Here is a 17,417-nt window from a genome sequence, read left to right as displayed (position 1 = left end):
TGATCTACTGCCATGTTGAACCTTGTTGATGTTGTGGGGTCATAAGAAAATTTGCCGAGCTCATTCACATGCCGCCGATGAATCCGCGCAGACCGCTGACGCGCTTCGTCTGCCGGCCGATACCGTCGGCAAGCTGCCGGGCATCGGGCGTAACAAGCGTGAAACACTGCCGTGCGCGCGTGATGCCGGTATAGATCAATTCGCGTACGACGACGCCGTTCGGCTTCGCAGGCAACACGAGGGCGGTGTGGGCAAATTCCGAACCCTGCACTTTGTGGACCGTCATCGCGTACGCCGTCTCGATATGCGGCAGCCGCGTGGGCAACACGCTGCTCACCCGCTCTCCGCTCTGGAAGTACACGCGCAGCCGTCCCTCGCCGCTGGCGTCGGGAAGCGCGATGCCGACGTCGCCGTTGAACACGCCGACGCCGTAATCGTTTTGCGTGACCATCACCGGGCGGCCCGCATACCATTCGCCGCTGCGCACGATCAGGCCTTGCTGCACCAGGCATTGTTCGATCGCCCCGTTCACGCCCTCCACGCCCCAGTCTCCCTGGCGCACCGCGCACAGCACGCGAAAGCTGTCGAAGGCGTTCAGTACCGTGCTGACCCAGGCCGTATGCCCGGCTGCGTCCTGCGCTGCCGGGCCAGCCTGTGCCAGCTTCAGGTAGGTCGCATAGCCCCCTTCCGCGCCGGGCCGGCCAGCCAGGGCGAGATCGAGAATATCGCCGGGGCGGGCGCGCTCGCGCCAGGTCACGGCGTCGCGGTCCTCCTGGCGCAGGATGGCCTGGGCTGCGTCCGCCTGGCCGGCGTTGACGGCCAGCGCCAGAGCGCCGATCGCGCCCCCGAAGCGGCGGCTCTTGCGCAACATGATCGTGGACTGGGCCAGCGGCGTCCCGCCGCTCACCATTTCCTGGGGCAAGCGCTCCCCGCAAGCATTCCACACGTAGTCGGCGGTGGCCTGCGCAAACCGTCCGTATTGCGCGCCTTCGCACAGGTCGCCGAGGATGGCGCCGGCTTCCACGGACGACAGCTGGTCCTTGTCGCCCAGTAGCACCAGCATGGCGGTCGGCGGCAGTGCTTCGAGCAAGTCCGCCATCATTTCCAGGTGCACCATCGACGCCTCGTCGACGACCAGGACGTCAACCTCCAGCAGATTGCTTGCATGGTGGCGCACCGAACGCGTGGCAGGGTTTGCACCCAGCAGGCTATGCAAGGTACGCGCCGTCGGCAGGCTCGCCATCAGGCCCGCCACGTCGATGCCGCCGCCGGACACGTCCGTCAGGCCCTGCAGCGCCTGGTCGATCGACTGTTTCAGCCGGACCGCGGCCTTGCCCGAGGGAGCGGCCAGTGCGAAGCGCAAGCGTCCGGGATCGGGCGCCAGCGCATGCACGAGCGCCAGCAGCCGCGCCACGGTGTAGGTCTTGCCGGTGCCTGGACCGCCGGTGATGATCGAGAGCGTGCTGCGCGCAGCGACGGCGCAGGCGATCTTTTGCCAGTCCGGCTCCGTGTCGCCCGGGGTGCGCTCGAACAAGCGGTCGAGCAAAGCCTTGGTCTGCGCCGGATCGACTTCCCGCTGCGCAGCCGTGCGCTGCGCGACCAGCCGCGCGATACTGCGCTCGTCGCGCCAGAAGCGGCGCAGGTAGAGCCGTCCGTTTTCCAGAACCAGGGGCTGGCTCAGGTCCTCCTTGCCGGGTGCATACACCTGTGCGCAACCGGTGAGCGCGTCGGCCCAGGCCTGGCGCGATCCGGGAAAATCCCCCATGGCCGCATGCAGGCGCGCGCAGTGTTCCGGAGACAGGTTCAAGCGTGCGCAAGGCTCCTCGACCAGGTCGTCCAGCAACAGGCAGGTGTCGCCGCGGCTCTCCAGTTCCGACAGGATCACGCAGGTCAGCAGCACGCACGGCGGCGTCTCGGCCAGGGACGCAATGAAGCGCGCAAACGCGCAGCCCAGGCTGCGCAGGACGCCATCGTCGGCGCAGGCGTCGAGTTCATCGAGTAAAACGGCAGCCGTCATCGGGCGCACTCCAGTTGGGCGGTGGGAAGCAGGCGATCGAGTTTGTCCAGCAGGACGAGGTCGGCAACCAGGGGACAGCATCCGCGCGTGACATGGTTGCCCACGCCGCGCAGGAACAGGAACAGCGCGCCGCCGAGCTGGCGCGCCGGGTCGTAGGACGCCCCGAGCCGGCTCTTGAGCATGCGGTGCAAGGCCAGCAGATAGATGACGCCCTGCACTTCGTAGCGCTTGTCCGCCACCGCCGCCTGCAGCGCGCCGATGTGGTAAGCGCTGTCGTCGCCGCCGAGCGCATTGGTCTTGTAGTCGAGGATCCAGTAGCGTCCGTCGTGCTCGAACACCAGGTCGATGAAACCGTGCAGCATGCCAGTGAGTTGCCGCTCCGACAGCGCAGGCCGCGCCAGGCCGGGGAGCAGGTGCGTCCGGCACAGCCGGTCGAGTTCGAGCGTCTGCAAGCCGCGGGTCGGCAGCCAGAACTCGGTCTCGGCGCGCGCCTGGCCCAGGCGCGACAGGGACGTTCCCAGCGGCGGCAGCGTCGTTCCCGCCGCATGAACCATCCAGTCCGCCACCTCGTCCTGCCAGCCCTGCCACGCACCGCGGGCGCAGCGTGCACGCAACTGTTCGCGGCAGGATGGCTGGTCCACCTGCTCCAGGCCTTCATCCATCATCCACTCGAGCATCTCGTGAATGAACAGGCCGGGCAAGGCGCCGCGCGGAAAGCGATGCCAGGCGCTCGGCCCGGCGACGTCCGGCGTGGCGGCGGCGCCGGTCTGTTCCGACATTTTTTGCTCGGTCTGCGTGGCCGGCGAACGCGCCCGGCCGAGTGATTTCACGATGGCAGAGTAGCTCGCCACCGACCAGTTGCGCTCGAACTCGCAATGGAATTCTTCCAGCTGCCGCAGCGGCGGCAACCGGCCGGTACGGGACAGCGAGGTTTCAGCCGCTGCCGCAGGCACGTCGACGACCTCGATGTGCTCGCAGCGGCCCGACATCCGCCCGAGCGCGGCTTTCAGTTCTGCCGCGGGCAGCGCCATGCCGCCGGCGGCAAGGTAGCCGAAGGCGGATAGCCGGCACTTGCCGCCGACATCGGCGACGCCGATCCAGACGGCATGGCGCGCCCGCGTCAGCGCGACGTACAGCAGGCGGATGTCCTCTTCCAGGCGGGCCTGGTCGGCGATCGCGCAGACCTCGTCGGAAAGCCCGAAATCGATCTTGCGGCAGCCGGCTTCGCGGTCCATGTACTCGAGGTAGGTCCGCTTCTGCGCGGTGACCGGCCGGCAGGCGGCGGCGAACGGCAGGAACACCAGCGGATATTCGAGGCCCTTGGATTTATGGATGGTCACGATCTTGACCAGTTGCGCATCGCTTTCGAGGCGCAGAATGTGCTCTTCACCCACCTCGAGGCTATTCTGGATCTGCTCGCCGAGCCAGCGTACCAGGCCCTGCTCGCCATCGAGATGCTGGCTCTCGCGCTGCAGCAGTTCGGCCAGGTGCAGCAGGTTGGTCAGGCTGCGCTCGCCGTCGCGCCTGCCCAGCAGGTGGCCGGGCAGCTGCAATTCATGTATGAACCGGCGCAGCATCGCCAGTACTCCGTGACGCTGCCATACCTGCTTGAACGACTTGAGCTGTTCAACCCGCGCCTCCCACGCCAGGTCATCCGTCGTCAGCGCAGCCAGTGCGGCCAGCGGCATGCCGACCGTACGCGTGGCCAGCGCGCAGCGCACCAGGGAGGCGTCGAGCGGGCTGGCGACCGCCTGGAGCCAGCGCAGCAGGTCGGTTGCCTCCTCGCTCTCGAATACGGAGTCGCTGTCGGACAGGTAGACACTCGGCACGCCGCGTGCGCGCAAGGCGCGCTGCATGACTGCGGCCTCGAAGCGATCCTTGACCAGGATGGCGAAGTCGGCAGGCGCAAGACGGCGCATTCCTTGCGCAGAGTCGAACCCGGCCGAATCATCGTTGAGCAAGGCGACGATCTGTTCCGCGCAGCAGCTTGCGAATTGCGACTGCATGTCGTCGGCATTCTCGTAGCCGTCGGCCGCGCCGGCCCAGATGGTCATCGCCGGGACGCCAGCGCCGGCGCGCACCAGGCGCTCGTCCCGGCCCTTGGCCTCGACCGCCAGGAAGGGCAGCGCGTTGTGCCCGCCGTCGCGAAAGCCGAATGCGCCTTTCGGATGGCCCGGCTGCCCGCCCTGCCCTTCGGCGTGCGCGAACAGCTGGTTCACCGCGCTCACGAGCGGGGTGGTCGAGCGGAAGTTCCGCGCCAGCCAATAATGCCGCCCTTCGGTGGCGCGGCGCGCCGCCAGGTAGCTGTGGATGTCGGCCCCGCGGAAACCGTAGATCGCCTGCTTCGGGTCGCCGATCAGGAACAGGCCGGTGTACGCATCATTGCCAGACACCTTGTAGAGCATGTCGAAAATGGCGTACTGGTCAGGCGACGTGTCCTGGAATTCGTCGATCATGGCAACCGGGTAGCGCGCCAGGATGCGGCTTCGCAAGGCTGCGCCGTTCTCGCCTTCCAATGCCCGTTTCAGGCGCGCGAGCATGTCGGCAAAGCCGAAGGTGCGTGCGGCCGCCTTGAGTTCCTGCATGCGCGCGGCAATCGCGCCGGCGGCATGCGCGAGCACGAATGGGGCGATCGGCGGCAATGTGTCAAACTGGCGCTTGAGCTCGGGGAGCTGCGCGAAACCGGCCGGCACGGGCGTATCGGGGGCGCCCGTGAGCGCGCCGAGCAGTTTGCCGGTCTCCCACTTCGACCACGCGTCGTTGGCGTAAAAACCGGCCCCCGGCCTGGCCTGGGTGTCGTTGCGCCCCCACTCGCGCAGTGCCGCAAAGAAGCGATCCACCGTCGCCGGCTGGTAAATGTTGGCGTTGATGCGCCCTTCGTGCTGCCTGAACCAGTCTTCCATCAGGCGAGCGTGCTCCGCCCACACCTGCCGATCCGGACATTGCCGCAGGATGTGCTGCGCGGCGAGGGCCAGCACGTCCGACAGGGGTTTGCCCAAGTGCGCTTGCTCGATCAGGCTGGCCCGTTCGACCAGGCCGCGCACGGCCTTGTCGAAACTGCCCAGGTCGCGCCAGCGGCCGGGGACCTGATCGAACTGCTCGCTCGTCAACGCGTACACGTGGCTGCGCCAATAGTCGCGCAGGGCGACGCCGTACAAGGCGCGCTCGCTCTCGACCAGCTCCTCGTCGAACAGGGCGCCGCTGTCGAAGGCATGTTCGCCCAGCATCCGGTAGCACCAGGCGTCGATCGTGGAGACGGCCGATTCGTCCATGGCCTCGGCAGCAAGCGCCAGGCGGTAGGCAGCCTGCTCGCGGCCGGCCGGATCGCCGCGGTACTCGTCGAGCAGCGCCGCCAGGTAGGGGTCGGCGTCCTGTGCAGATGCGCCGCGGAAGCACCGCGCCGCTTCGACCAGGCGCTCGCGAATGCGGTCCGACAGCTCCCGGGTTGCGGCCCTGGTGAAGGTCATTACCAGGATCTCGGCAGGCTGCAGAGCACGTCCAAGCCCGGTCCGGGCGTCGCCATGGCCGAGCACGAGGCGCACGTACAAGGCTGCGATGGTCCAGGTTTTGCCGGTGCCGGCACTGGCCTCGATCAGGCGCGTCCCATGCAGCGGGAAAGAAAGCGGGTTCAGTCGATGGCTCATTCGGCGCAGGCCTGTTCAAACACGTGGTTCAGGGGATGGGGCTGGACGCTGCAGGCAATCCAGTCGAGCAGCGGGCGGTACAGCGCTTCGGACACGTCCTCGAATTCCGGCTCGGCGGCGAGCTCGCCGTAATCGGCCCACAAACGCGACAGGCAGGGCTCGGCGCGCTCGGCCTTCATGCCCTCGATCTCGAAGCCCGAACCGTCAAAGGCCTTGCGTGCGTCGCCAGCGCCTTTCGCCAGCAGGGCAAGCGCAGTCCGGCAGGCGGTCGGCAAGGGTGCATCCATGCCGCGCCGCCACAGCCCGGTCAGGATATCGAGCCGCGCCTGCGCCTCGGCCTGCCCCAGCGGGAGAAACTCGACGATGCAATCGCGCGCCACCAGGTAGCCCGTCACGGCCTGCCCTTGCGCGGCCAGTACCAGCTGGCGCACGTAGGCATCGACCAATTTCTCCGGGCGCAGCTGCTTCTTGTCGACCTTGACGGCCTTGCCGGTGCGTACCCGGCTCGCCGTGACCGTCATCCATGCCTTGCCGGCGCCCTCCTCGCGCATCTGGTCGATCCAGTCCTCGAGCGCCAGGCCGGCGCAACGCAGCGTCACGCGCACCTTGTCGGCGCTGCGCGGAAGGCGCTGGTCGAGCGCCAGCCATGCCAGCCGGACGGGGGCCAGTTCCTCCACCAGTTTGTCCTGCAGCCTGAGCGCCAGCTGGCCTATCGGAAAGCGCCCCTCGCGCTGCATGCGCGCCAGCCTGCCGGCCATGCGCTGCCGAACCTCATCCTGCGGCTCTGGAGTTCCACTGTCGGCAAGCAGCTCCTGGCCGATCTGGTAAGCCTGGAGCTTGTTCAGCGCAAACGGCTCGTCATCGACGCCGGCGAGCGCATGCTCCCTGAACTGGACTTTCAGGCGGCGCCGGAAGAATTGCTTGACCGGCTGCTTCATGAAATACGCCAGCTCGGTGACGCTCAAGGCCGCGGCGCCCTCCTCCGTATAGGCCGGCAAGGCGGCTGGTGCGCTGCCGGCCGCACCGTCGTGCGCGGCCCGCCATTCGGTCGCGAAGGTGCGCAAGCTCTCCTGCTCGAAATAATGGCGCGAGAACGGCTGCAGGAAATGCTCGACCGTCAGCCGGTCCAGGTCCAGCCCCTGCCAACCGGCCTTCAGGTAATCGCGCAGTTGCGCCACCAGCACCGACGGCGGCTGCGCGCTATTGTCGCGCACGCTTTTGCCGACCCAGCTGATGTAGAGCCGGTCGCGTGCCGACAGCAGCGCCTCGAGCATCAGGTAGCGGTCATCTTCGCGCCGCGAGCGGTCTCCCGGGTGGGCCATCCCCGGCAGGGCCAGCAAGTCGAAGTCGGCACGCTGGCCACGACGCGGGAAATCGCCGTCGTTCATGCCGAGCAGGCAGACGACCCTGTAGGGCAGCGCGCGCATCGGCATCAAGGTGCAGAAGGTTACGCCGCCGGAAATGAAGCGGTGGTGCAGCGCCTTGTCGTCCAGCGGCCCGAGCCAGGCTTCGCGCAGGATCGCGACCGGGACCGGATCGCCGAAGGCGGCGCCGTCGCAGTGCGCCAGCCAAGCCTGCAGCGCGCCGTGAAGCTGCGCCAGGGTCAGGCGATCGTCCTCGTCGGTGGCCCTGAAGAAGGCGTGCAGCAGCCGCCCGGCGCACGCAACCCAGTCGGCGGGGCTGCGCGGGCGCGCGAGCTCATGCCGCCAGGTCGAGAGGCTGTCGACGAGCCGCGCCAGCGATCCCGCAAGCGCGGCGTCCAGGCCACCGACCTGCGCCAGAGGCTCGATGCCGTCGTAATGCTCCATGGCGCCGTTTGCGTAGCCGAGCAACATGCGCCGCATGCCGAACAGCCAGGCGTTCTGCTCGCCCGCCGACGCCAGTTCCAGGGCCGCCCGGTGCTCCCCGTCCAGCCCCCAGCGCACCCCTGCCGCTTCGACCCACTGCGCCACGCGCGGCAGGTCGTGCTGCGCGATCCCGAAGCGTGCCGCGATGGCGGGCACGTCCAGCAGGTCGCGCACCTCGCTCTGCAAGCATCGTTGTTGCGGCAGCCGCAGCAGCCAGTCGAGCGCCACCAGCACCGGATCGGTGCGGCGCGACGACACGTCGACGATCTCGAAGGGGATATGGCGTTGATCGCCGCGCGGGTACTGGCCGAACACGGCACGGATCGCGGCCGCAAACTTGTCGACTTCGGGCACCATCACGATCACGTCGCGTGGATGCAGCTCGCGCCCGCCGGCCGCGTTCTCCGAAAACATGCCGAGCAACTGGTCGTGCAGGATCTCGACCTCGCGCTGCGCGCTGTGCGCCACGTGGAAGCAGATCGAGGTGTCGGACGGGGACAGGACGGGCCGTGCCTCGTGTTCTCCCGGTACGGGCTGCATCTCGCGGATCGCGGCCTGCACCTGGCCCAGCAGCGTGGTGCCCTGCCCTTCGCTGAACACGTCCACGCGCAGCAGCGGAAACGCACGTCGCGTCGCATGCACGTCGTCGAATTCGTCCAGCATCCGTATGAAATCGCGTCCCAGCCGCCCCCAGCCGGACAGCAGCGGATGACAGTGTGCATGCATCTGTTCGAACGGAACCTGCGCCAGGCTGCCGCTGCGCGGAGAATGCGGCTGGTGGCGGCGCTGGGCCTTGAGCAGTTCCCGGCCGCTGATGATATCGCCCCAGTAGTACTGGCACGGGTTCGGCGCCGCCACGATGACCTGGCTATGGCGGGCCAGCGCGCCCAGCGCTTCGAGCGTCTGGTAGGGGAGCGACGCCACACCGAACAACACGACCCGCGAAGGCAGCCTGCCGGCCGCCGCCGTGTCGCCGCCCTGCAGCGTGTCGACGAACTGGCGGTGCACGTCCGCACGCCCGCTTGCGCGCAGCTCGTCGGCGCATGCCTCGCGCAGCGCCCGCCACAGGCGCGCCTGCCAGCACTGGTCCGCGGCCAGCGCCAGCCGCTGTCCGTTGGCGTCGATCAGCACCTCTTCCCCGTCGGCCCACGCCGCCAGCCAGTTGGCGCGATAGACCTGGTACTGGTCGTACAGGTCGGCCAGTTTCCGGGCCAGCTGCAGGCGCCGCTCGAACGAGCCGTCTTGCAGGAAATACGCCAGCGGGGCAAAGCCAGGCTCCCCCAGCAGCGCAGGCAACAGCTGCATCAGCCGCCAGGTCAGCGGCTGGCGATCGTAGGGAGAATGGCGCGGCACCTGGCGCGGGCCGAGCACCTGGCGGTAGGCCTGCCACAGGAAACGCGCGGGCAAGGTGACCTGGACCCCGGAACAGACGCCCATCCGGTCGGCCATCGACATCTTGAGCCACTCGGCGACACCGTTCGATTGGACCAGGAAAACTTCCTGGTCCAGGGGTGGCAAGGGGTTCGCTTGCAGCCAGCCGAAGACGGTATCACGCAGATGCTCCATCCGGTCACTGTGGATGGCGAGAAAACCGGGAGCGAGATTTGATGCCATATGCCTGCAATATGAGAAGGGGGAACGACGATGTGGCGGCAAGCGCACGCACGCGCATCCCCGCCGGGATCAGGCAACAGTCGATTGCCCGAACTGCACTAAAATTCATACCGATCTAATTATGTAACAAAATTTCCCAAGAGCAAAGTCTGACGAGGCCAATTCGAGACAAAAGCGACGGGTCCGCTTGCGCCTTCACGCCGCGAACCGGTCCAGGTCACACCCGGCAAGGCGCCACGCGGCCTCGTGCGCCTGCCCTCGACGCCCGCGCTGCTCACGGTGCTGCCGTTCCCGGTGCTGGCGCTGGAACAGGCTGCGCGCGCGCAGCAGCGGCTCGGCGCTGCCGGCGTTCAGGTGCCGCACGAGCGCCTCGAGCGCGCGCGCGCACTCGCCGTCCGGCGCCCGGTTCTCCGCAGCCCGGTGCTGCTCGACGGCGACGCGCATGCCGCCCTCCTCGACCAGCCGCAGCTCGGCGGTCGAACGCACCGCGCCCGATGCCTCGCGCAGCGAGACGATGGCGCTGTGGCCCCGGTAACAGGCCTGGTCGTACAAGCCGACACAGTGCCTCATCAAGCGCCCCTCCGCGGCAAGCCGAGCGCTGTCCGTCAGCTCGACCACCGTCCTCTCCCCGAACCGCATCGATTCGGGAAGAACCGCAGGCCAGTTCGCAACGACGTCCCGGTCGACCGGCGCCTCCGCCGCGCGAACGACGTGCGCGTGCCACTGCCGTGACAGTTCCAGCAGGCGCCGCAGGCTGATCCCGGCCGCCCAGCGCATCGTACAAGCCACAGCGGCTTCGTTTTCGCTGCCATGCCGGTCCTGCGCGGCCTCGACCAGCGTACCCACGAAGTCGGACGCATCGGCACAGTCGGCGGCAAATCCGCGTGGGTCGCGCCGCATCGCGTCCTGCACCCGGCCCGGCTGCAGGCACTCGGCCAGCCAGCGCCGCATGCACGGGCCGTGACGCGCCGACCAGGCCGGCGTGGTGAGATCGCCATGGTCGTGAAAACGGAAGACCTTGGCCAGCGTGGTGCACAGCTGCACGAGCTCCTCGAACTGCGCGCATGACCCGGGGCGGCGTTCAGGCGGGAGCCACGACAGCGCGGCGAGCAACCTGCGCAAGCGCACTTCGTTGAGTTGCCAGGTGGCGGGCAGCGGCCTGCGGCTCAACCATCGAACCACCTCGCGCGACGCGTCGAAGGCGTCGGCAACGGCCTCGTACAAAGGCAAAGCCTCATCGATCGCCGCGCGGATGGCCACCACCTCGCGCAAGATGCGGCCGCGCCCGGGTGCGGTCAGCATCGGCAGCAGCCACGGCGACGCACGCAGGGCCTGGGACCGGTAGCGGCTGCGGCCAGGGCGCGCCGCGACGAAGTTGTATACCGCCAGGCGGTCAAGCGCAAGGCCGCAGACGGTCCGGGCGCTCGCCTGGTAGGCAAGCGCGTGGACGTCAAGGACCTGCTCGTACGCGCCGATTGCCGGATCCTCTCCGTCCTTCCGGGGATCGGACGGAGCGCGTCCTGCATCGTCCCGCCAGGCCGGTGGATCCTCGCCGCGCGCGGCCCGCACGCGGGTGGCGACGGTCAGCAGCATCCATTCGACCTGGGCGGCGGCCAGGACCGGGCGCGGGCGCACCGCGGCGTTCCTCTCCAGCCGGGCCCGGACCGCGCCATACCCCGCCGCCCGCAAGGCCTCGGCGATTTCCCGGTCGAGGCCGGCGAAGAAGCTTTCGTCATAACCATGTTGCGGCAGTGTACGGGCCAGGACGCCGCACGCTCCCGCGAGTGCGTCACGGGGCCCCTGCAACCCGATCGCATAGACCGTTCCGCTGCGCAGCACGCAGCGCGCCGAAGCCAGGGAGCGGCAGTCCGCTTTATCCTCGAGCACACCGGCCGGATCCGCGGTCACATGCATCAGCAGGAACCGCAGCGGTCCGCAAGCGAAGTCGCGCGCGACCCAATGCATGCATCGGGAGAAATAAAGCGACAGGTCGGCAAGAGGAGCGTGCATGATGGAGGGGCGGCAGAACGATCAGCCGGCAGTGTGACGGGGCCGGCGACAACTGGCGTCGCATGGCGAGGCGAGGTTTGCCCGGAGCGCCCGCGACAGCGCTTGTCGCGGACCGGGCGATACTGGGCGCGCCGCTCCGGTGCCGCCACAGCACACCGGGCAATGTGAACCAGGGCCGAGAGGAATATACAATGGATGACCCCGACTGCCGGAAACCGGCCGATCCGCTGGCCGTGGCGCGTGCGGCCGAACTCATCGACCAGGCGGACGGCCTGGTGATCGCGGCCGGCGCCGGCATGGGTGTGGACTCGGGACTGCCGGACTTTCGTGGCAACGCCGGATTCTGGCGAGCCTATCCGGCGCTGGCGGCGAGCGGCATCGCGTTCATGGATATAGCTTCCCCCGCAGCGTTTTACGAACATCCGCGGCGCGCCTGGGGTTTCTACGGGCACAGGCTGGCCCTGTACCGGAAGGCCTCTCCGCACGCCGGCTATGCGCTGCTCAGGCGCTGGGCCGCATCGAAGCCGTTCGCCGGCATCGTGTTCACGAGCAACGTGGACGGTCATTTTCTGCGGGCAGGATTCGGGGCCGGAGAGATCGATGAATGCCACGGGTCCATCCACGCTTTGCAATGCCTTCGGCCATGTTCCAACGCTGTATGGCCCGCTTCAGGCTACGTCCCGGTCGTCGACGGCGCGCGCTGCCAACTGGTCAGCCCACTTCCGCTGTGCCCGCACTGCGGCTCACTGGCGCGGCCGAACATCCTCATGTTCAACGATTCGGAATGGATCGACGCCGCGCATGCGCGGCAGGCGCTGTCACGGCAGGCCTGGATCGAGCGGGTCCGGCGCCCGGTCGTCATCGAGATCGGCGCCGGCCTCGACATCCCCACGGTCCGGCATTTTTCAGAGCGGCTGGCCCGACGGGAGAATACGGCGCTGGTCCGCATCAATCCACGCGAACCGCAGGTCGGACCAGGGCGCGGGGTGGGCATCGCAGGGGGCGCACTGGCCACCTTGTCGGCCATCGACCGCCTGCTTACGGCAAGGCGTTGAAGTCCACGACCGCGACACCGGGCAGGCCCTGCCAGCGCAGGTAAGCCTGCAAGGCTTCGCGCGTCGATCCAGACGGCAGCGAGGGGCCGACCGCAATGACGTCGACAAGGGAGCGTCTGCCGCGAGGCAGGCCGGGCGCGGCGAGGTCGAGGGCAAGGACAGGCACCAGGCGGTTCGCGCGGACGTCGAAGCGGACCGGTTGCGCCCGCCCATCGTCGCCGGCAAGCGCGACGGCGATCCACTCGCGCTCGCCGGACAGGCCCGGGGCGCGAAACCGCATCATGCAGGCCCCGATATCGCGGCGGAAGCGGTCGGTGCAGGCTGCCGACACCTCGTCCGCACAGCCTTCGCCGAAGCGCTCGACCGCAGTGACGAGATAGTTCTCGTAGCGCCGATACAGGGCCTCCACGATGGCGCGTTGCCGCTCGCCCGAATAAATGGCGCTGGCCAGGCGCACTGCCCCTGGGCCGGCAGCCGTCCCGCCGTGCGCCGCCAGGGCGTCGCCCGGGATGCCCAGCGCGTAACCCGGCAAGCCGTCCTGGGGGCTGCCGTTACCGAGGTCGAACAGGCGGCAGACAAAGCCGTCGAAGTGCGTCCCGCGGGGATCGAAATGCGTGGAAACATCGTCCCGGAACCGGCGCCGCAGCCCGTCACCGGTCGGCTCGGGCGCGGCGCCCAGGAACGAGCGGACCAAGCCGACACCGTAATGGACCAGAGGCCCATCCAGGCCAAGGCGCCATTCGATGGCGGGAATGGCGCTACTGCGCATTGCGACGTCCAGTTCGGCCGCATCGCACGGATAGAACAGGCGGCGCGGGAGCGGGATTTCGGCGTCGTGCGCATGTGCGCCGGCGCTCAACTGCGACAGTTCGCAACGGACAAATTCGTCCAGGTCGCGATTCATCATGACTGCGCGCAAGCCGGGACCTGGTTCACACGCACGGCCTGCGACAACATCTCGTGCACGAACTGCTCGATACCGGGCGCCGTCGATGCGCGCTTGCCTGCGATGTTCAGGGTCGCGACACCGTGCCGCAGCAGGAAGCGCGCGACATACTTCGGGTGCACGCCGGGGCGGACATGCAACCAGGGCTTGCCCAGGCTGTCCGCGAACGCCGCAGTGCGCTTCGAGCCGCCGTCGAGTCGATCGTCGAGAGTGAAGATCAGGGTCGCGTCACTGTCGCGCACGTTCCACTCGGTGCGTTGCAGGTAACCGGCGCCGGGCGTTTCCGTCAGCAGGTAGGCCTCGGGCAGAACGCCGTTTTCGGTCTTCCGGCCACGGGGGCACCAGCCGCCATGGCGCAGGCCGTTGCCGATTGCCCAGTCGAGCCCGGCGCGGTCGGCGCCTGTTTGCCCACCCGAGACGATCCTGAAACCGTCCGCCGTCACATACACATCATCCATCCGTCCTCCATGCCGTTCTCGTCAGGCGCCCAGTCTATCGAGGCCTGCGACAGGAGCTGTCGCACGGCGCCGCGGCGGCCCCGTTGCGTGCGCGGTTCCGGTCATGCATAGGCGGTGGCGAGCCGCGCCGCGATCCCGGCGATTTCCTGGCGCAGGCCGGCCGGCTCATCGACCACCACGCCGTCGCCGAATCCCAGTAGCCACCACACGAGTTCACGTGTGTTCGGCACGGTGGCGCTCAGATGCAGGCGTCCGTCGGCGCCGGCAGTGAGCACCTGGTCGGCGCTGAGCGGGGTCTCGTACAAATGCTCGCCGGCGGCGCGCTGGAACACGGCGCGCAAGCCGATGGGCGCGCCTGCAATCACGCCGAACTGGCCCGACGCGATGTACGCGTCGATGTCGAAGTCCTGTTTGCCACGGCACGGGTCGTAGAGGACCTCGGCTTGCCTGACGCGGTGGAGCGCCAGCGTCCGGACGTCTTCGTAGTCGCCGAACATGCACACCAGGTACACCAGGCCGCCACGCTGCACCACCGCGAGCGGGTGAACCGCGGCGTACAGGGTCGGCAGGTCGGCGTCGCGCTTCTGGTAGTGCAGCTTGAGCTGCCGGTCCTGCATGAGCGCCAGGTATACCAGGCGCTGGCACTCCTCGTCCATGCGCGGCGAGAGCAGCGGCTGTTGCGGCGCGACGCTGCGCACCTTGCCCAGCCATGCGCGCGACGGCGCCGAATCCCCCACGGTCGACAAGGTGCGGGCCGCGGACTGGAAATGCGGCTGCAGCGCGGCCACGGTAACCGGTGGAAGATGATGGCGCAGATGCTGCTCGACGAGCGCGAGCGTCAAGGCTTCCGGCACCGTCAGGCCGGGAAGGTCGAAGCTCGACGCCTCGCGCAGCCAGCTCCACCCGTAAGGCCGGTCCCGCGTGTCGGCGACGATGGGAAAGACCGCGGACAATTCCTGGAGGTCGCGCTCGACGGTGCGTTTGGCTACCGGGAAGTCGGATGCGCGCAAGCGGGTGGTCAGCTCGCTGGCCGAAATCCTTGCCGGTGCACGCGGCACCATGCGCAGCATATGCCATTGGCGCAGCAGCGACTGCTGGTTGGTCGCCATCAGAACATCTCCGCCCAGCGCTTCCAGTACCCGGGCTCGTCATGCCCGGCATTGTGCATCGCGTAGTCCAGCGGCATGACGCAAAAACGCACGCCGGGCTGGCGCATCGTTTCATCCGGCAGCTCGAGAAAATCGCGCTGCATGCGGTACTCAGGCAGGGCCTCGTCATACGGCACGTCCAGATAGACCTGCCCGAGGTAGGGGAATTCCAGGTACAGCGCGGCGCGCTTCTTCGCACGCGCGATCGCATCGATATGTTCAATCAGTCCAGGCATGCCATGCACCGTGCTTGTCGGCGCCTCTTGTCGGTTTGGAGTGCCATGTTACCAAAAATGTTGCCATCGGAACACATGGGGGTTCATGCATGCGACACAGGCTGTCGCATGCCTCGTTATGATGAGTAGCTCTCAAGGAGGATTTTCATGAAAACCCGTCGTCGCAGCGCTTCCCAATATCCTTCGCTCAAGGAGATCGACTCCATTGCCGAGCTTTGGATGTTGCGCATCCTCGTTCCCTTGTCAGCTCATAAAGAGTTTGTCTTGCGTAACGGCTTTTCGGAGGACTCGGTAGCACGGCGCCTTGGCGTGGGCGACTGGCTGGACAACGACGAACTGGACTTCGACAGCGCTGCCGTTCGCACCCAGCTGCGCGAGCTGCACGCGGCAGCCGAGGCGCGTGCACCACAGCTTGCACCGCCCCCTGGTTTGCGTTCCAACATGGCCCGGCTGTCGCAGCTGGTCGGGCTGTCCGAGGTCGACTGCCGTATCCTCGAGTTTGCGGCGTTGATCCACCACGACAGGGTGCTCGACGACTGCGGCGATATCCTCGGGCAGCTCAATACGCTCAAGGTCGTCGAGGCATTGGCCTGCGTGCTTGCCCTCGACCGCCGATGCGTACAAAGCGCGCTCGGTGCGCAGGGTGTGCTGGCCCGCTCCGGCCTGCTGTCGATCGACCGCGGCAGCAGCGGCTACCTGCGCGGCAAGCTCGACCTGCTGTCCGACAGTTTTGCAGACCTGATCCTGGGCGGAGAAGCCGACCCGCTGACCCTGTTGAAGGACACGGTCAGGCCCAGTACGCCGGCGCTGCTCGCGCTGTCCGACTACGGGCATCTCGACCAGTCCCTGGCGCTGTTGACGCCTTACCTCGAGCAGGCCTTGGCAACGGGACGCGTGGGCGTGAATATCTTCCTGCATGGTGCACCAGGCACCGGCAAGAGCGAACTGGCACGCGCGCTGGCCGAAGCACTGGAATGCGAACTGTTCGAAGTGGCCAGTGAAGATTCCGACGGCGATCCGGTGCTGGGCGAACGGCGCCTTCGTGCTTTCCGCGCCGCGCAAAGCTTTTTCGGCGAACGCAATGCCATGATTCTGTTCGATGAAGTGGAAGATGTCTTCAATGACGGCGACCGGCTGTTCGGCCGCATGAGCACGGCGCAAAAGCGCAAGGCCTGGCTCAACCGCACGCTGGAACAAAATTCCGTCCCGGCCCTGTGGCTGTCCAACACGATCGACGGCATCGACCCGGCCTTCCTGCGGCGCTTCGACATGGTGATCGAGATGCCGGTGCCGCCGCGCCAGCAGCGTGAACGCATCGTGCGCCAGGCCTGCGCCGGGGTGCTCGACGATACCGCCATCCGGCGCGTGGCGTCCTCGCCGCAACTGGCGCCGGCGGTGGTCAGCCGCGCGGCCGATGTGGTGCGCACGATCGGGAGCCGGCTCGATTCCGCAGGCGCGGCGCGCGCCGTCGAATTCCTGATCGACCAATCGCTCGAAGCCCAGGGACACGACTCGCTGCGGCAAGGCGATGCGGCGCGTCTGCCGGCCGAGTACGACGCTGCGCTGCTCAATGCCGATACCGACATGCTGCAGCTTGCCGACGGGCTGGCCGCCAACCGTCGTGCCAGGCTGTGCCTGTACGGCCCGCCGGGCACCGGGAAGACTGCCTATGGCCGCTGGCTTGCCGAACGCCTGGGAATGCCGCTCCTGCTGTACACGGCGTCCGACCTGATCTCGAAATGGGTGGGCGAGAGCGAAAAGAACATCGCCGCCGCGTTCCGCCGGGCCGAAAGCGAAAACGGCCTGCTGCTGATCGACGAGGTGGACAGCTTCCTGCAGGACCGCGCCCATGCGCGCCAGTCATGGGAGGTAACGATGGTCAATGAAATGTTGACCCGCATGGAGGCGTACTCCGGTGTGTTCATCGCGTCGACCAACCTGATGGGCGGCCTCGATCCCGCGGCCTTGCGCCGGTTCGACTTGAAGGTGTGCTTCGATTTCCTGCTGCCGGACCAGTCGGCGCTGCTGCTTGCACGCTACGTGGCAAGCCTGGAACTCGCGCCGGCGACCGCGGCCGGGCTTGAGCGCTTGCGTGCATTGCGCAATCTCACTCCCGGCGACTTCGCGGCCGTGGTCCGCCAGCACCGCTTCCGCCCGATCACCTCGACGGAGGCCTTCGTCCAGGCACTTGCGCAGGAGTGCACGCTGAAAGCGCCGGTGGCGTCGGCAATCGGCTTCCTGCGCTGATCATTCGCACCAGCAGGAAGCGCCATGCCCTAATGCCGGTCAATTAGTGAGAACCGTAGCGTGGGCAAGGGACTTGCCCACCCTTCTATGATGACTGTCAAGTGAGATTCGTAGTTTTCGTCTCTCCTGTACTTTGGTGCATTGAAGCGCTTGGTCATCTGTTCGTGAGACGCTGGCGTCTCACCACCTTCTATC

General features: G+C 67.7%; 10 protein-coding genes. 2 read left to right on the top strand and 8 right to left on the bottom strand.

Going from position 1 to position 17,417, the window contains the following annotated elements; genetic code table 11:
- Positions 1-64: 64 nt before the first annotated feature.
- The 4 genes from recD to AC56LR_RS09255 form a co-directional block, all read right to left on the bottom strand.
- Positions 65-2,017: an exodeoxyribonuclease V subunit alpha gene (recD, locus tag AC56LR_RS09270; protein ID WP_497129721.1), complete on the bottom strand. Its 1,953-nt coding sequence runs from the start codon at positions 2,015-2,017 to the stop codon at positions 65-67.
- On the bottom strand, positions 2,014-5,661 hold the full coding sequence (gene recB, locus AC56LR_RS09265) for an exodeoxyribonuclease V subunit beta (RefSeq protein ID WP_497129720.1): 3,648 nt from the start codon (positions 5,659-5,661) through the stop codon (positions 2,014-2,016). Before recB ends, recD begins: the two co-directional genes overlap by 4 nt.
- Positions 5,658-9,122, bottom strand: coding sequence for an exodeoxyribonuclease V subunit gamma (recC, locus tag AC56LR_RS09260; protein WP_497129719.1), 3,465 nt, complete (start codon positions 9,120-9,122; stop codon positions 5,658-5,660). The genes recB and recC overlap by 4 nt, the downstream gene beginning before the upstream one ends.
- A gap of 195 nt (positions 9,123-9,317) precedes the next feature.
- Entirely contained in the window at positions 9,318-11,132 is a 1,815-nt protein-coding gene (locus AC56LR_RS09255; protein WP_497129718.1) for a hypothetical protein, read from the bottom strand.
- Positions 11,133-11,323: 191 nt separating this feature from the next.
- Here AC56LR_RS09255 and AC56LR_RS09250 point away from each other — a divergent pair, with 191 nt between their 5' ends.
- Entirely contained in the window at positions 11,324-12,187 is an 864-nt protein-coding gene (locus AC56LR_RS09250; RefSeq protein WP_497129717.1) for an SIR2 family NAD-dependent protein deacylase, read from the top strand.
- On the opposite strand, the gene AC56LR_RS09245 is transcribed toward AC56LR_RS09250, so the two are convergent.
- The 4 genes from AC56LR_RS09245 to AC56LR_RS09230 form a co-directional block, all read right to left on the bottom strand.
- Positions 12,171-13,094, bottom strand: coding sequence for a hypothetical protein (locus AC56LR_RS09245; RefSeq protein WP_497129716.1), 924 nt, complete (start codon positions 13,092-13,094; stop codon positions 12,171-12,173). The two genes, AC56LR_RS09250 and AC56LR_RS09245, sit on opposite strands and share 17 nt — an antisense overlap.
- Positions 13,091-13,591, bottom strand: coding sequence for a putative molybdenum carrier protein (locus tag AC56LR_RS09240; RefSeq protein ID WP_497129715.1), 501 nt, complete (start codon positions 13,589-13,591; stop codon positions 13,091-13,093). Before AC56LR_RS09240 ends, AC56LR_RS09245 begins: the two co-directional genes overlap by 4 nt.
- Positions 13,592-13,692: 101 nt before the next feature.
- Entirely contained in the window at positions 13,693-14,700 is a 1,008-nt protein-coding gene (locus AC56LR_RS09235; RefSeq protein ID WP_497129714.1) for a helix-turn-helix transcriptional regulator, read from the bottom strand.
- Complete coding sequence (locus AC56LR_RS09230; RefSeq protein WP_497129713.1) at positions 14,700-14,975, bottom strand: hypothetical protein; 276 nt, start codon at positions 14,973-14,975, stop codon at positions 14,700-14,702. Before AC56LR_RS09230 ends, AC56LR_RS09235 begins: the two co-directional genes overlap by 1 nt.
- 147 nt (positions 14,976-15,122) lie before the next feature.
- Here AC56LR_RS09230 and AC56LR_RS09225 point away from each other — a divergent pair, with 147 nt between their 5' ends.
- Positions 15,123-17,222 (top strand): AAA family ATPase, encoded by a 2,100-nt coding sequence (locus tag AC56LR_RS09225; RefSeq protein ID WP_497129712.1) that lies wholly within the window; start codon positions 15,123-15,125, stop codon positions 17,220-17,222.
- The last annotated feature ends 195 nt before the right edge of the window (positions 17,223-17,417 follow it).

This window comes from Telluria sp. ZT3P39 (assembly GCF_059685935.1).
Note: the sequence above shows the minus strand (reverse complement) of the source record. Positions and strands in the feature narration are given on the sequence as shown.

Bases quoted from the DNA above. Each gene is read 5' to 3' on its own strand.
- recD (WP_497129721.1), bottom strand. From the start codon at position 2,017: ATGACGGCTGCCGTTTTACTCGATGAACTCGACGCCTGCGCCGACGAT.
- recB (WP_497129720.1), bottom strand. From the start codon at position 5,661: ATGAGCCATCGACTGAACCCGCTTTCTTTCCCGCTGCATGGGACGCGC.
- recC (WP_497129719.1), bottom strand. From the start codon at position 9,122: ATGGCATCAAATCTCGCTCCCGGTTTTCTCGCCATCCACAGTGACCGG.
- AC56LR_RS09255 (WP_497129718.1), bottom strand. From the start codon at position 11,132: ATGCACGCTCCTCTTGCCGACCTGTCGCTTTATTTCTCCCGATGCATG.
- AC56LR_RS09250 (WP_497129717.1), top strand. From the start codon at position 11,324: ATGGATGACCCCGACTGCCGGAAACCGGCCGATCCGCTGGCCGTGGCG.
- AC56LR_RS09245 (WP_497129716.1), bottom strand. From the start codon at position 13,094: ATGATGAATCGCGACCTGGACGAATTTGTCCGTTGCGAACTGTCGCAG.
- AC56LR_RS09240 (WP_497129715.1), bottom strand. From the start codon at position 13,591: ATGGATGATGTGTATGTGACGGCGGACGGTTTCAGGATCGTCTCGGGT.
- AC56LR_RS09235 (WP_497129714.1), bottom strand. From the start codon at position 14,700: ATGGCGACCAACCAGCAGTCGCTGCTGCGCCAATGGCATATGCTGCGC.
- AC56LR_RS09230 (WP_497129713.1), bottom strand. From the start codon at position 14,975: ATGCCTGGACTGATTGAACATATCGATGCGATCGCGCGTGCGAAGAAG.
- AC56LR_RS09225 (WP_497129712.1), top strand. From the start codon at position 15,123: ATGAAAACCCGTCGTCGCAGCGCTTCCCAATATCCTTCGCTCAAGGAG.